The sequence below is a fragment of the Sphingobium sp. V4 genome (assembly GCF_029590555.1).
GTDB lineage: Bacteria > Pseudomonadota > Alphaproteobacteria > Sphingomonadales > Sphingomonadaceae > Sphingobium.
In genome coordinates, this window is sequence record NZ_CP081001.1 from 2462444 (window position 1) to 2477357 (window position 14914).

Genomic DNA, 14914 nt, shown 5'->3' on the forward strand with positions numbered 1-14914 from the left:
CATGGCGGCCGCTCCGGGAAATCTCTCCAATTCCCGGAACGGCCGCCATATTTGTTTGCACATGATCGGGAGACCAGGGATGCGCGCGATGAGGATTCTGCTGCTGGCGGGCGCCGCCATGATCGGGATCGGCGCCGCCCCGCCCCCGTCCTCGATGGACATGGACGCCATCGCCGCCCGGCGCTTCGGCAATGACGCGCCCTGGTATCGCGATCGCATCCCCTTCTTCGAGTCCGCCGATCCCAGGATCGACGCCGTCTATTATTATCGCTGGCAGATTTTCCGCGCGCATCAGCGCGACCTCGGCGCCGAAGGCTACATCTCGACCGAATTTCTGGATGATGTCGACTGGCAGCGCCATCCCTATGCCAGCCTCAACGATGCGACCGGCTTTCATCTGGGCGAAGGGCGCTGGCTGAACGATCGGCGCTTCGCCGACGACTATATCAATTTCATGTATGGCGGCGGCAACGACCGCCATTTCACCGATCATATGGCGGATTCGGTCTGGGGCCGCTACCTGGTCGACGGCGACCGTGCCGGGGCGTTGCGGCACCTTGCCGTCATGAACCATATCTACCGGCTGTGGGACGAGAAGTTCGACTTCGACAAGGGGCTGTATTTCGTCGAACCGCTGCTCGACGCGACCGAATATACCGTCTCCTCGATCGACGCCTCGGGCGGGAAGGACGGGTTCCGCGGCGGCGACGCCTTCCGCCCCTCGGTCAACAGCTATATGTTCGCCAATGCCCGCGCCCTGTCCCGCATGGCCGAAATGGCCGGCGACCGCGCGATGGCCGCGGACTATGCCGCCCGCGCCGACGCCCTGCGCAAACGCGTGCTCGACGACCTGTGGAGTGAAAAACTCTCCCATTTCATCGACCGCCACCAGTCGCGGAAGAATCCATTCGTCAGCTATTGGCAACCGATCCGCAACCGCGAGTTGGTCGGCTATCTGCCGTGGATGTTCGATCTGGTCCCGGACGATGCGCGATATGCGCAGGCATGGCGCCATCTGCTCGACCCCGCCTCGCTGGCCGGGGCGGCCGGGATGCGGACGGTCGAGGCCGGCTACGAATATTATATGCGCCAGTACCGCTATCTCGGCGCCGACCCCGAATGCCAGTGGAATGGCCCCGTCTGGCCCTATCAGACGACCCAGGTGCTGCACGGCATGGCCAACCTGCTCGATCATTACCGCCAGCCCGGCCCCGTCACCCGCAGCGCCTATATGCGCCTGCTGCGCCAATATGCCGCGCTCCACTATCAGGGGGACAGGCTGGATCTGGAGGAGGATTATCACCCCGAAACCGGCCGGCCGATCGTCGGCCTCGATCGCAGCCATCATTATTTCCATTCGGGCTTCAACGACCTGATCCTGACCGGTCTGGTCGGCATCCGTCCCCGCGCCGACGATGTGCTGGACGTGAACCCGCTGCTCCCCCAGGCCGGCGACCCCCAGGCGCTCGACTGGTTCCGGGTGCAGCATGTCCCCTATCATGGACATGACATTGCCGTGACCTGGGATGCGGACGGCAGCCATTACCGGCGCGGCAAGGGGCTGTCCGTCGAGGTGGACGGCCGGGAAGTCGCCCGCCGCGACACGCTTGGCCGCATCGAAGTCCCGGTCACGCGCGCCGCCGCGCCCGCAATTCACCGACCGATCAACCACGCCGTCCAGCTCGTGCGCGGGCAGTTCCCGATCGGTTCGGCCTCCAGCAACGGCGACGTCGAAAATGTCCATGACGCGATCGACGGGCGCGTCTGGTTCTTCCCCGAACTGCCCAATGGCTGGTCGTCTGCTCCTTCCCCCGCCCGCCAATGGTATGCCATCGATCTCGGCAGACCCGTCGACATCGCCCGCGCCGAACTCGCCTTCTTCGCCGACGGCAAGGGCTTTGCCGTGCCGGAAACTTACCGCCTCCAGGCGTGGATCGACGGCGACTGGCGCGACGTCGCGACGCCGAAGGGGCGCCCGGTCGCCAACGGCGTCACCGGCCTGCGCTGGTCGGCACGCCGCACCAGCAAGGTCCGCCTGCTCTTCGCCCAGCCAAGCGGCAAGGCGGTCCGCCTGGTCGAATTCAAGCTGTTCGGGGCATAGACAACGGAGGAAGGGCCAAAACCCTCCATCCCGGACCATCCTCTCTGGCCACCGCACGAAAGGAATGATACACCCCGAAATAAGTCAAATGACGCAGATACTCGCCCCTTCCCGTCCCGGCATCTATGCCAAGGGCACCGAAACCGTCGACGCCATCCTCAAGGCGGCGCTGGACGTGCTGATCGACGAGGGGGCGGATGCCTTCACCATCCGCCGCATCGCCGCGCGCTGCGACATGAAGGTGGGCAATGTCAGCTATCATTTTCCGCGCAAGGAAATGCTGATCCAGGTGCTCCTGGACGAGCTGGTCGACAGCTATGGCAAGCTGCTCGAGGAGGTCGTGCGCAAGCCCGGCCTGACTGCCGAGGAACGGCTGAAGCTGGTCATCATCCTGTGCCTCGACGATATCGGCTCGAAGCGGACCACCCATCTGTTCACCGAATTATGGGCGCTGGCCAATCACAACCCCTTCGTCGCCGACCGCGTCCGCGCCTTCTATGAGCGCGTCCATGGCGTGATCGGGGGATATGTCGCCGCTATAAACCCGACGCTCAGCGCGGAGGATGTCCGCACCGTCGCGCTGTTCATCAGCGCGACGATGGAGGGCGCCACACCCTTTCTGGGCCATGGCAAGCCCTGGGCGGACAAGATGCCGGCCTTCACCGCGCTCGCGGTCCAGTCGCTCGTCACCCTCGCCCGCACGGCCACCTCGGCGGACATCGCTGCCCTCGCGCCGGTGCGAGAAACCGAACCGGCCTGAACGACGGGCCGGCCCCGCAACATTTTTTGTTGCTACGTCATTTCTCCCCCTTGACCAAATCTGGACAGCCGTCAAACCTTGTCGCCGACGCAGCAGGCACCAAGGGGGATCAGCCAGCATGTCGACCACCAGTCGCAGGATTTTCGCCGCCACGCTTTCCGCCATGCTGCTGGGCAGCGCCGCCGTGGCGGCGGCGGCGCCCGCCGACACCAGTGTAGCGCTGGAACCCGAAGAATCCGACGTCCTGACCATCGACCCGCCCAAGCCGACCTGGTTCTTCGTCGATGGCGGCTGGGACATGCCGGGCACCAGCATCTTCGACGGCGAAAGCGGCAAGATGAAGGGCATGGTCGAAACCCGGCGCCTCGCCGACATGGCGATCGATCCGGCCGGCAAATATTATTATGTCGCCGAAACTATCTGGTCGAAGGTCGATCGCGGCACGCGGCAGGACATGATTACCGTCTATGACAGCAAGACGCTGAACCTGGTCACCGAAATTGCCCTCCCCGGCCGCATCCTGATCGGATCGCGCAAGAATAATTTCATCGTCAGCGACGATGGCAAGACCGCCTATGTCTACGATTTCAGCCCGACCTCGGGCGTGAACATCGTCGATCTCGCCAGGAAGAAATTTACCGCCTCGATCGAACTGCCCGGCTGCGCCAGCCTCATCCCCAATCCGGGCGTGGGCTTTTCGGCGCTCTGCTCGGACGGCTCGCTCGCTACCGTCGCGGTCAAGGGGACGAAGGGCGACATCACCCACACCGCCCCCTTCTTCGACGCGACCAACGACCCGATCTTCGACAATTTCGCCTATGACCGGAAGACGAAGACAACCACCTTCCTCACCTATACCGGCCAGGTCTTCACCGCCCGGATCGGCGCGACGCCCACCGTCTCGGCGCCCTTCTCGATCCAGGCGGCGGCCGGCATCCGCCCCGGCGAAACCAGGCCGCTCGAACTCAACTGGTATCCCGGCGGCCGCCAGCCGATGGCGCTGCACCGTCCGACCGGTCATCTCTTCGTGCTGATGCACATGGGCGAATACTGGTCGCACAAGGCGTCCGGTGGCGAAATATGGCAGGTCGACGTCGCCGCCAAAAAAGTGGTCAAGCGCTTCGTGCTGAAGGAGCCGATGAACAATATCGAAGTGTCCCAGACCGAAAAGCCGCTCCTCTACCTGAACGGAGAGAAGGGCGAGGCGCTGGTGCTCGACGTCGCCACCGGCGAGGAAAAGCACAAGATCGAGAAAGCGGGCGGCGGTATCATCACCGTCCTGGAGCCGAACTGACCATGGCCGCGCAGGCGCTGGACCTCTTCGGCCTGACCGTCTCGATCGCCGTCGGCCTGCTGTTCCTCGTCGCCGGCGTCGCCCAGTGGCGGCACCGCGCGTTGCTGCCCGGCGTGATCGCCAATTACCGCCTGCTGCCCGTCGCGCTGGTCGGCCCAGCCGCGATCGCGCTGCCTCTGGTGGAAGTGGCGACCGGCGTCGCCCTGCTCATCGGCCTGCACCCCCTGCCGGTGCTGGTCGCCGTGGGGCTGCTGCTGCTGTTCGCCGCCGCGATGGCGATCAACATCGTGCGCGGCCGCGGCCATATCGATTGCGGCTGCGGCCATGGCGCGCTGCGCCACCCGATCGGCTGGCCACTGGTCGCGCGCAACGTCGCGCTCGCGTCGCTGCTGGGCCTGCACCTGCGGCCGGCGTCGCCCTTCGCCGCCATGGATGTCGCCACGGCGCTGGCCGGCGGCGTCGCCATCGCCCTCCTCTGCCTGCTGCTCCAGTCGCTGACCGCGCTTGCAGCCTCTCCCGCGCATCGGAGATAATATGCTCACCTCGCTCATCATCTCCCAGATCATCTCCTGGATCGTCATCCTCGGCCTCGTCGTCGCGCTGCTGGCGCTGGCGCGGCAGGTGGGCGTGCTGCACATCCGCGTCGCCCCCGCCGGCGCGCTCGCCACCAGCGGCGGGCCGTCCGTCGGCACCACCACCGGCCCGATCGCCGCGCGCGACCTCGACGGGAATCCGGTGACGATCGGCGGCCACGCCCATGGCGCGAAGCTGCGCCTGCTGCTCTTCGTCTCAGCGCAATGCCCGCTCTGCAAGGCGGTGATCCCGATGGCGACCAGCTTCGCCAGGGCAGAGCGCGTCGCGCTGAGCTTCATCGGCGATGACGATGCCGACGCGCAGCGGGCGATGATCGCGCAGCACGGTCTGGAAGGCCACCCCTTCATCAACGGCCCCCAAGTCGGCCAGGCCTATCAGGTCGCCAAGCTGCCCTTCGCCGTGCTGCTGGACGAAGAGGGCGCGATCCTGTCCAAGGGGCTGGTCAACAGCCGCGAACATCTGGAGAGCCTGGTCGTCGCCCATGAAATGGGCATCCGCACGGTGCAGGATTATATCGGCAGCCTGAAGGCGCAGGCCGCGTAAGAACAGGATTGGGGGCAAGACAGATGACGAAGTTCAACGCCGACGCCTTGGGGGAAAAGCTGCTGCGCCGGTTCGCGGGCGGCTCCTCGCGCCGATCTATGCTCACGCGCCTGGGGGCCGCGCTGGTCGCCGCCCCCGCCTTCCCGCTGCTCCCCGTCAGCCGCGCCGAAGCCGCCAAGCCCGACCGCTCGCCCGAAGCCAAGACCTTCTTCGCCCGCACGGCGCAGACGAAGGATGACACCAAATGCGACTATTGGCGCTATTGTGCGATCGACGGGGCGCTCTGCACCTGCTGCGGCGGCGGCATCCACAGCTGCCCGCCGGGGTCGGAGCCGTCGCCCGTCTCCTGGGTCGGCACCTGCATCAATCCGGACGACGGCAAGGCCTATCTGATCGCCTATCGCGACTGTTGCGGCAAGCCGGCCTGCGGCCAGTGCGCCTGCGACAATACCGATCGCGAAACGCAGCTTTACATGCCGCAGCTCAACAATGACGTCATCTGGTGCTTCGGCACCAGCAGCATGGATTATCACTGCTCCACTGCGGTGATGGTGGGCGCCGCGAGCTGAGAAGCGATTGGCCGGGCGTTGTCCGCCGTCGGACCGTTTCGGTCGCAATGATGGGTGGAGATGAAAGGGAGCCGGCACGGATAGCGAATATGCCGACCAGGATGCCATCACGCCAACTCGGTCCCCTCCTCTGCGCCGCGCTGCTGCTCGCCGGCGGAACCGCCGCGCTGCGCGCCGCCCTGCCGCCCATGGGTCCGCTCCCTGCCGCCATCACCGATCCGGCGATGGCGCGCGCCGACTATGTCGAACAATGCGCCGGCTGCCATGGCGTCGCGGGCAGCGCGGCCCCCGCCCAGCTGCCTGAACTGCGCGGCCGGGTGGGCTGGTTCCTCTGCACGCCGCAGGCCCGCGCCTATCTCATCCGCCTGCCCAATGTCGCGCACAGCCGGATCAGGGATAATCAGCAGCTGGCCGACATGATGAATTATGTCGTCTTTGGCCTGGGCGGGGCGAGCGCACCGTCGGGCGCAGCCCCCTTCACGGCCGAGGAAGTCGCGCGTGAACGCCGGCAGCCGCTGTCCACCACCGCGCTCAAGGCCGAACGCGCCCGCCACGTCGAAACCGCGATCCGCCACTGCAACGCCCCCACCTCCCTCCGCCTCCTCTATCCGGGCCAGAAGGGATAGGGCAGGGATTGGCGGCAGGTTTGGGTTTGAATGGACTGACAGCCTTACGCTTCCGCCTTGCAACGGCAGATCATGTCCGCTCCTGCTGGGCTTCCCGACCAATCCGAAGGAAGATTTCTACCCCGCAAACCCATCCGTCGCGCGGATCAGCGCATCCAATATGCCCGGCTCATTGTAGGCGTGCCCCGCGCCCTCGATCATCTCGAAGCGCGCCTGCGGCCAGGCGCGATGCAGCGCCCAGGCCGTTTCCGCAGGACAGGCCATGTCGTAGCGGCCCTGCACGATGACGCCGGGAATATCGCGCAGCCGGCCCGCATCGCGGATCAGTTGCCCCTCCTCCAGCCAGCCGCCATGGACGAAATAATGATTTTCGATCCGCGCGAAGGCGAGCGCGAAATCATCCGCATCATGGGTCGCCGACAGCGCCGGGTCGGGCAGCAGGCGGATCGTCTCGCCTTCCCACAGGCTCCAGGCGCGGGCTGCGGCCAAGCGCGCCGCGCGATCCTCGCCGGTCAGGACGCGGCGATAGGCCGCGACCATGTCGCCCCGCTCCGCTTCGGGGATCGGCGCGACGAACCGCTCCCATTTGTCGGGATAGATGCGGCTGGCGCCCTGCTGATAATACCAGTCGATCTCCTGCCTGCGGATGGTGAAGATGCCGCGCAGCACCAGTTCGGTCACACGCTCCACATGCGTCTGGGCGTAGGCCAGCGCCAGGGTCGATCCCCAGCTGCCGCCGAACACCAGCCATTGCTCCACCCCCGTCATCGCCCGCAGCCGTTCGATGTCGGCGACCAGGTGCCAGGTCGTGTTGGCGTCGAGACAGGCGTGCGGTGTCGATCGGCCGCACCCGCGCTGGTCGAACAGCAGCACGTCATAGCGCGCGGGATCGAACAGCCGGCGATGATCGGGCGCAATGCCCCCGCCCGGCCCGCCATGCAGGAAGACCGCCGGCTTGGCGCCCGGCGTGCCGACCCGTTCCCAATAGAGGCTGTGGCCGTCTCCTACGTCAAGATGACCAGTGGCATAGGGGGTGATCGGCGGATAGAGGCTGTGCATCCCCCGTCCTAACAGGTGGCGGGGCGTAGCGGAATGGGGGCAGGCAGACATGCGATGGATGATGGCGATATGGGGCGCACTGGCGCTGGCGATGGCCGCGCAGGGGGCGAGCGCGAAACCCGCCGCACCCGTGGCGGCCAAGCGGCTGGTGATCGTCGATGATGACATGATCGGCCTCAACGGCGTGCCGCTGCTGCTGCTGCAGAGCCCGGGCGTGGAGGTGCTGGGTATCACCACGACCAGCGGATCGGTCTGGCGCGACACTGCCACCGCCTATGCGCTGCGCACGCTGGAGATACTGGGGCGGACCGACGTGCCGGTGGTGCCGGGCGCAACGCTGCCACTGCTCAACAGCGCAGAGGCGACCAGGCGCTGGGAAGGCCTCTATGGACGGCTGGTCTTCAAGGGGCCGTGGACCGACTATTGGCCGGGCGACACGATCCAGGAGCATCCGGGCGCCGGCGATCCGACCCGCGTGCCCGATCTCCCCATCGGCAATCCGACGACGAAGCCCAGCTCAGAGATCGCCGCTGCCTTCCTGGTGCGGATGGTGAAGGCGCATCCGGGCGAGATCACCCTGTTCGCCACCGGCCCGATGACCAATATCGCGATCGCCCAGAGCCTCGACCCCGGCTTTGCCGCCAATGTGAAGGAAATCGTCTATATGGGCGGCAGCCTGGCGCCGCATCAGCGGTTGCAGGGCGCATCGGCCGAGCAGTTCGCCCGCGAATTCGTCAATTCGCCCCGGCGGGAGTTCAATATCCGCTGGGACCCCGAAGCCGCCAGGATCATGGCCCATGCCCCATGGCGGAAGATCACCATGATCCCGGTCGATCCGTCCACCGGCACGCAATGGACCCGCACCTTTCTCGATAGCCTGAAGCCCGCCGGGACGGTATTGACCGACCTGTTCCAGACCGGCCTCGCGCCCGGCTTTCCCATGTGGGACGAGATCGTCGCCATGGTGTGGCTGAACCCGGAGATCGTGACCAGGGACGAAACCTTGTGGATCGATTTCGAGACCAGCCAGACCGCGGCCTATGGCGATACATTGTCCTGGACGCAGGCCTATCGACCGCATCTGGGCGAACAGGCGCAGCGGGTCATCCTGTCGGTCGACCGCACGAAGATGGAGGGGGCGATGGCACGGCTCTACATGCGCCCCGTCCACGCTTCGACCAACGACAGGAAGCGATCGACCGACGCCGGGGCGGGCCGTTGAACCCCACGCGCGGCGGGCGCATGATCGCCCTCCTTGCAGGAGGGGAAATCATGCGCCTGACGTTCGCACTTGTTCTGACGACATTGGCGATCGCCGCCCCGGCCGTCGCCGCCCCATCGCCCGATTATGCCGCCGCGCTGGCGGACCCGAAGCGCCCGGCCGAGGCCAGGGCGCTGGACGACAGCCGCAGGCCCGCCGAAACGCTCGCCTTCCTGGGGCTGAAGCCCGGCATGAAGGCGGCCGACATCATGACCGGATCGGGCTATTGGGCGGAGATCATGGCCGACGCCGTCGGGCCGAAGGGCAAGGTGACGGCGTTCGAGCCCAACCAGTTCTACACCCAGCCCGACGAGCAGCTGAAATGGAAGGCGCTGGTCGCCCGCCGACCCGAAGTGAACTGGGCGCGTTATCCGTTCGAGGCGTTCAGTGCGCCCGCAAACAGCTTCGACTTCACCATCATCAACCTCAGCTACCATGATCTCTACTGGCAGTCGGACAAATATGGCATCCCGCGCACCGATCCGGCGGCCTTCGTGAAGACGCTCTACGCGGCGACGAAGCCCGGCGGGATCGTCGGGATCATCGACCATGTGGGCGGCGCGGGCGACACCCGCGCGGTCGTGGACAAGCTGCACCGCATCGACCCGGCCGTGGTGAAGACCGATTTCGCCGCCGCCGGCTTCGTGCTGGAGGCGGAAAGCCCCCTGCTCGCCAATCCGGCGGACGATCACATGAAACTGGTGTTCGATCCGGCGGTCCGCGGCAAGACCGACCGCTTCCTGTTCCGCTTCCGCAAGCCGAAGGGGTAAGCAACCCGCCTGGCATCGATCCGCTCTTGTACCGGAAGGGACCAGTTTTGCCGTTCGAGCCTTTTTGTTTCATCACCCGTCCGCTTTTCCGTCACCCCAGCGAAGGCTGGGGTCTCAGGCGATCAGAGGATGAGATTTGAAATATCCCGCCAATCGGGATTGCTCTCCTCTAGGCGCCGGATTTCCATTCGCGCTTCCGCCCCATTAGTGCCTTCTCACGGGCAATGGCGTGTGTGATGTCATCATGGGGTCCTGCCAGAACGAGTAGCGTGAGGCCGTATTTTTTGCAGACAGCAGACCCAGTGCCGTTGCGATGCTGTTCGACGCGCGCAGCAAGGCTGGCCGTGACGCCTATATACAGGACGCCTCTCGCCTTGTTCGTCATAATGTAAGAGTAGCCGCCTTGCGCCATTCCCTATCGTTGCGCGCATCCGCCTGAGATGCCAGCTTTCGCTGGCATGACGAAATAACATGCCGGCCCTTGCGTTAAGACGCTCGTAAACCCGACCGTCCGCTTTCCACCCCCTTTGTCCGTCCCGATCCGACCGCCCGCTCCCGCTTTGGCCGCAAGGCGCGGGATGACGCGGCATCGCGTCGCTGCCATCCTGCCGCGCATGAACCTCGACGACCTTGACCGGCATGGCGCGGCGCGCCTGCCCGCGCTGCTCTCCCCCGACCAGTGCGCCGCGATCATCGCGTTGTGGGACGATCCCTCCGCCTTCCGCAAGGAGGTGGTGATGGCGCGACACGGCTATGGCAGTGGGCGCTATCGCTATTTCGCCTATCCGCTGCCCGATCCGGTCGCGGCGCTGCGCGAGGCGCTGTGGCCCGCGCTGGCGCGGCACGCCAATCGCTGGGCGGCGATGCTCGGAACGGGCGACATCTATCCCGCGCGTCACGCCGATTTCCTCGCCCGCTGCGCGCTGGGCGGGCAGGACAAGCCGACCCCGCTGCTGCTGCGCTATGAAGCGGGCGACTGGAACGCGCTGCACCAGGATGTCTATGGCCCGCATATCTTCCCGTTGCAGGCGGCGATCCTGCTGTCGCAGCCGGAGCATGACTTCAGCGGCGGCGCCTTCCTGCTGACCGAACAGCGGCCGCGAATGCAGTCCCGACCCGAAGTCGTGCCGCTGGCCCGGGGCGACGCCGTGATCTTCCCGGTGCGCGACCGGCCGGTCATGGGCGCGCGCGGCGTCCATCGCGTGCAGATGCGCCATGGCGTCAGCCGCCTGCTGTCCGGCACGCGCTACACGCTGGGGATCATCTTTCACGACGCCGCCTGACGTCCCACCCGTTCCGGTCCAGCCAGCCCCGGTTCAGCCACCCCATTACATTTTGCGACAAATTTGTCCGGCAAATGCCAGAATCCTGCGACAAGTGGCGGCTATGCAAATAGGGGTAACAAATCTGTCCCTGGGGGGTTTTCGTGCGCCGTTCCGTATCCGTCTTTCTGCTGCCCTTGATGCTGGGCGTAGCGCCCGGCGCGCTGATGGCCCAGCCGCAGCAGCAACAGCCCAGGGGCGCTGCGCAGGAGGCGAGCGACGAGGGCGAGGAGATCATCGTCACCGGCCAGCCGCAGCGCGGCGCGGTGATGGGAGAGATCGAGCCGGAACAGCAACTGTCCCCCGCCGACGTGCGCGCGCTGGGCGTCACGTCGATCAACGACCTCATCACCGAATTGTCGCCCCAGACCAACGGCACCCCGGTCGTGCTGCTGAACGGCAAGCGCATCTCCAGCTTCGCCGAAATTCGCGACCTGCCGACCGAAGCGGTAGCGCGGGTCGACATATTGCCCGAGCAGGTGGCGCTGAGCTATGGCTATGCGCCGACGCAGAAAGTGGTGAACATCGTCCTGCGCCAGCGTTTCCGTGCCGAGACAGGCGAGATGGAGTTGGGCACGACCACCGAGGGCGGGCGCGAGAATGGCGAGTGGGAAGCGGGCATCCTGCGCATTCGCGGCGACAACCGCTTCACCCTGAACCTGGAATATAGCCGCGCCGCCCGCCTGCTGGAAAGCGAGCGCGACATCACCACCACCCCGGCCAATCGCCCCTATGCGCTGGCGGGCAATATCGGCTCGACCACGCTGGGGGCGGAGATCGACCCGGCCCTGTCGGCGCTGGCCGGCCAGACCGTGACGGTGGCCGCCGTGCCGGCGATCGCGGCTGGCGGCGCACCGACGCTGGGCGATTTCGTCGCCGGCGCCAATGCGGCGGCCGTGACCGATCTCACCCGCTATCGCACGCTCAGCCCCGCGACCGAGAATTTCTCCGTCAATGCCACGCTCGCCCGCGCGCTGGGCGGCGTGTCGGCGACACTCAACGGGCGGCTGGAACTGTCGGAAAATGACTCGCTCCAGGGGCTGTCGACGGCGGCCCTGGGTCTCGATGCCGGCGGCCCCTTCTCCCCCTTCGGCCAGGACGTCACCCTCTATCGCTATCTGGCGCAGGCCGGCGCGCTGGGGCAGCAGATCCGCGGCACCACCGGCCATGTCGGCCTGACGCTGAACGGGCAGATCGGCCGCAAATGGCAATGGTCCTTCACCGGCAATGGCGACCTGTCGATCACGCGGACGCGCACGGATCGCGGCGTTGCGACCGACGCGATCCAGGCGGCGCTCGACGCGGGCGATCCAAACGTCAATCCCTATGGCGACTTCGCGTCCGGCCTGCTGTCGACCCGCCTGACCGACACGGCGCGCGCCAAAAGCCAGGCGGTGAGCGCCGACCTGCTGGTGAGCGGCGCGCTGCTGCGCCTGCCCGCCGGCGACGTCATGACCTCGATCCGGCTGGGCGGATCGGCCAACGGCTTTGAAAGCCGCTCGATCCGCTCGGGGGTCGAACGGCCCACTGACTATAGCCGCCAGATCGGCAGCGGGCAGATCAGCATCGACCTGCCGCTTACCAGCCGGTCCAGGGGCGTGCTGGGCGGCGTCGGCGACATCGGCGTCAACCTGAATCTCGCGGCGCAGCAATTGTCCGACTTCGGCACCCTCTCGACACTCGGCTATGGCCTGCGCTGGCAGCCGGTGAAGGCGGTGCAGATCCTCGCCTCCGCCAATCAGGACCGGGCCGCGCCCACCGGCGCGCAGATCACCGATCCGCTGATTTCCACGCCCAACGTTTCGGTCTTCGACTATGCGACCGGGCAGAGCGTGTTCGTGACGCAATTGTCGGGCGGCAACGCCTCGCTGCGCGAAAGCGTGCGCGACCAGTTCCGCCTGAGCGCCACCGTCAAGCCGTTCGAAAAGCCGAACCTGACCCTGACCGCCACCTATCTCAACAGCCGCACTAGCAATCCGATCGCCGCCTTCCCGACGCCGACGCCCGACATCGAAGACGCCTTCCCGCAGCGCTTCCTGCGCGACGCCGACGGCAATCTGGTGCAGGTCGATGCGCGGCCGATCAATTTCCTCCGGTCGCGCAGCGAGCAACTGCGCTGGGGCTTCGACCTGTCCATCCCGCTCAAGTCGCGTATCCAGAAGCTGATGGAGGCATGGCGCGCTTCGGGCGGCAAGCCCGAGGATCGGCCGCCCGAATTACAGGCGCTGTTCGGCAATCGCCAGCCGCGCCCCGGCGGGCAGGACGGCGCCCCCCCGCCGGGCGAGGGCGGCGACCGACCGCGCGGCGAAGGCAATAATGCCGGACCGGGCGGACAGGGACGGCCGGGCGGCGGCTTCGGCGGTCCCGGCGGCTTTGGCGGCGGACGGGGACAGGGCGGTGGCGGTGGCCGCCTCAGCTTCAGCCTCTATCACACCTGGCATCTGGAAGAGAGCATCCTGATCGCGCCGGGCGTGCCCGAACTCGACCTGCTGAACGGCGACGCCACCGGATCGTCGGGCGGCCAGCCGCGGCATGAGGTCAAGGCGCGGATCGGCTATATGAACAATGGCATCGGCGCGCGGCTGGGCATCGACTGGGAAAGCGGCACCCATGTCGATGGCGCGCTTGGCGGCGCATCGCGCCTCGAATTCGGCAGCCTCGCGACCGCGAACCTGCGCCTCTTCGCCAATCTGGGGCAGATGCCGCAACTGACGAAGGACATGCCCTTCCTGCGCGGCGCGCGCGTGTCGATCGGCATCGACAATATCTTCAACCAGCGGCGTGAGGTGCGCGACGCGACCGGGGCGACGCCGCTGCGCTACCAGCAGGATTATCTCGACCCGCTGGGCCGCACCGTCTCGATCAGCTTCCGCAAGCTGTTCTTCCCCAATTTCGGGGCGGGCAACCGGCCGCCTGGTTAAATCCCCGTTAGGGACGCCTAAAGCCCGTCCTTCCCCAGCCGTTATGGTCAGTCGTAACGCCGCTTTGGAGACGGACGATGAAACCCATCAGGCTTGTGGTCGTCGATGATTCGCTGACCATCCGCGCCATGATCGAAACGCTGCTGGAAAAGGACCGCCGCGTCGAAGTGGTCGGCATCGCCGGCAATGGCGAGGAAGCGATCGAGATGATCCGGCGCGAAAAGCCCGATGTCGTCACGCTCGACATCGCCATGCCGGGGCGCGACGGCATGGCGGTGCTGGACGAGATCATGGACATGGACCCATGCCCCGTCATCATGCTGTCCAGCCTGCTGCGCGACGGCGCGCCGATCGTCGCCGAAGCGCTCGACCGGGGCGCCGCCGCCTGTTTCAACAAGGCGATGATCGTGCGCGAGGCCAAGCGCTTCCTGAGCCTGATCCGCACCGTCGGACGCGGCCTTGCGATCGTGGAGGAACCGGTCGCGATCGCCGCCTGACGCGGCGACCGGCGGGTTCGATACAGATGAGCAGCGGTGACGGGGGATTATTTCCCCTTCATCGCCTCCACCGCCGCCAGCGTGCTCTTCACATGGCCGGCATAGTTCATCTCGCTATGGACGAAGGCGATACGCCCCGATGGCGCGATGACATAGGAAGTGCGGTCGGTCATGCCCGGCCGCATCTTGAGCGCCACGTCATAGCCCGACACGATGCCCGGCCCGGCCGATGCGACCGCGAACTTGCCCGCACATTCCTTGGTCGAGAAAGCGACCAGATCGTCGACCGGGTCGGCGGACATGCCGATGACGGTGGCGCCCGCCGCCTTGAACTTCTCGATATTCTCGGCAAATTCGCGCGCTTCGGCCGAACAGCCCGGCGTGAAGGCCTTGGGGAAGAAATAGAGCACCACCGGCCCGCGCTTCAGCTGGTGCGACAGGGTCAGGGTGAAGGTCTTGCCCGCCTGCGCGCCGCGCGTGGTGAAGTCGGGCGCCTTGGCGCCCACGGCGAGCGCGGCCATGGCGGCGCCGGGCAGGAGGACGGTGGCAGCGGCAGCGAGGAGGATAGACAGGCGCTTCATCAGGATGCTCCAATAA

The 14914-nt window shown here is 66.5% G+C and carries 15 protein-coding genes; 12 read left to right on the plus strand and 3 right to left on the minus strand.

Annotated elements, in window-relative coordinates; genetic code table 11:
- Positions 1-88 precede the first annotated feature (88 nt).
- The 7 genes from K3M67_RS12265 (at position 89) to K3M67_RS12295 (ending at position 6487) form a co-directional block, all read left to right on the plus strand.
- Entirely contained in the window at positions 89-2101 is a 2013-nt protein-coding gene (locus tag K3M67_RS12265) for an MGH1-like glycoside hydrolase domain-containing protein (protein ID WP_285831596.1), read from the plus strand.
- A gap of 88 nt (positions 2102-2189) precedes the next feature.
- Positions 2190-2861: a TetR/AcrR family transcriptional regulator gene (locus K3M67_RS12270; RefSeq protein ID WP_066859553.1), complete on the plus strand. Its 672-nt coding sequence runs from the start codon at positions 2190-2192 to the stop codon at positions 2859-2861.
- Between the two features lie 118 nt (positions 2862-2979).
- A complete protein-coding gene (locus tag K3M67_RS12275; RefSeq protein ID WP_285831597.1) occupies positions 2980-4155 on the plus strand; it encodes an amine dehydrogenase large subunit in 1176 nt (391 codons plus the stop codon).
- 2 nt (positions 4156-4157) lie between these two features.
- Complete coding sequence (locus tag K3M67_RS12280; protein WP_066859555.1) at positions 4158-4688, plus strand: MauE/DoxX family redox-associated membrane protein; 531 nt, start codon at positions 4158-4160, stop codon at positions 4686-4688.
- A 1-nt stretch (position 4689) separates the two neighbouring features.
- The gene (locus K3M67_RS12285; RefSeq protein ID WP_285831598.1) at positions 4690-5292 is read left to right on the plus strand and encodes a thioredoxin domain-containing protein; all 603 of its coding nucleotides are present in this window, start codon (positions 4690-4692) and stop codon (positions 5290-5292) included.
- 23 nt (positions 5293-5315) lie between these two features.
- Positions 5316-5861 carry a methylamine dehydrogenase light chain gene (locus K3M67_RS12290; RefSeq protein WP_066859557.1) on the plus strand — a complete coding sequence of 182 codons (546 nt, stop codon included), beginning with the start codon at positions 5316-5318 and terminating at the stop codon, positions 5859-5861.
- An 89-nt stretch (positions 5862-5950) separates the two neighbouring features.
- Positions 5951-6487: a cytochrome C gene (locus tag K3M67_RS12295; protein ID WP_232313776.1), complete on the plus strand. Its 537-nt coding sequence runs from the start codon at positions 5951-5953 to the stop codon at positions 6485-6487.
- Positions 6488-6604: 117 nt separating this feature from the next.
- On the opposite strand, the gene pip is transcribed toward K3M67_RS12295, so the two are convergent.
- Entirely contained in the window at positions 6605-7546 is a 942-nt protein-coding gene (pip, locus tag K3M67_RS12300) for a prolyl aminopeptidase (RefSeq protein ID WP_285831599.1), read from the minus strand.
- Positions 7547-7595: 49 nt separating this feature from the next.
- On the opposite strand from pip, the gene K3M67_RS12305 reads away from it, so the two are divergent.
- Positions 7596-8768 (plus strand): nucleoside hydrolase, encoded by a 1173-nt coding sequence (locus K3M67_RS12305; protein WP_066859559.1) that lies wholly within the window; start codon positions 7596-7598, stop codon positions 8766-8768.
- Positions 8769-8818: 50 nt separating this feature from the next.
- On the plus strand, positions 8819-9577 hold the full coding sequence (locus K3M67_RS12310; RefSeq protein WP_285831600.1) for a class I SAM-dependent methyltransferase: 759 nt from the start codon (positions 8819-8821) through the stop codon (positions 9575-9577).
- Positions 9578-9746: 169 nt separating this feature from the next.
- Here the strand turns inward: K3M67_RS12310 and K3M67_RS12315 are convergent, their stop codons facing one another.
- Positions 9747-9989, minus strand: coding sequence for a GIY-YIG nuclease family protein (locus tag K3M67_RS12315; RefSeq protein ID WP_353051146.1), 243 nt, complete (start codon positions 9987-9989; stop codon positions 9747-9749).
- Positions 9990-10155: 166 nt separating this feature from the next.
- Between K3M67_RS12315 and K3M67_RS12320 the strand changes: the two genes are divergently transcribed.
- The 3 genes from K3M67_RS12320 (at position 10156) to K3M67_RS12330 (ending at position 14317) form a co-directional block, all read left to right on the plus strand.
- Positions 10156-10860 carry a 2OG-Fe(II) oxygenase gene (locus K3M67_RS12320; protein ID WP_066859560.1) on the plus strand — a complete coding sequence of 235 codons (705 nt, stop codon included), beginning with the start codon at positions 10156-10158 and terminating at the stop codon, positions 10858-10860.
- Positions 10861-11039: 179 nt separating this feature from the next.
- Positions 11040-13820, plus strand: a complete 2781-nt coding sequence (locus K3M67_RS12325; protein ID WP_502958905.1) for a TonB-dependent receptor — start codon at positions 11040-11042, stop codon at positions 13818-13820.
- A 77-nt stretch (positions 13821-13897) separates the two neighbouring features.
- Positions 13898-14317: a response regulator gene (locus K3M67_RS12330; RefSeq protein WP_066859562.1), complete on the plus strand. Its 420-nt coding sequence runs from the start codon at positions 13898-13900 to the stop codon at positions 14315-14317.
- 47 nt (positions 14318-14364) lie between these two features.
- Here K3M67_RS12330 and K3M67_RS12335 read toward each other — a convergent pair whose 3' ends face one another.
- On the minus strand, positions 14365-14898 hold the full coding sequence (locus K3M67_RS12335; protein WP_066859563.1) for a peroxiredoxin: 534 nt from the start codon (positions 14896-14898) through the stop codon (positions 14365-14367).
- Positions 14899-14914 lie beyond the last annotated feature (16 nt).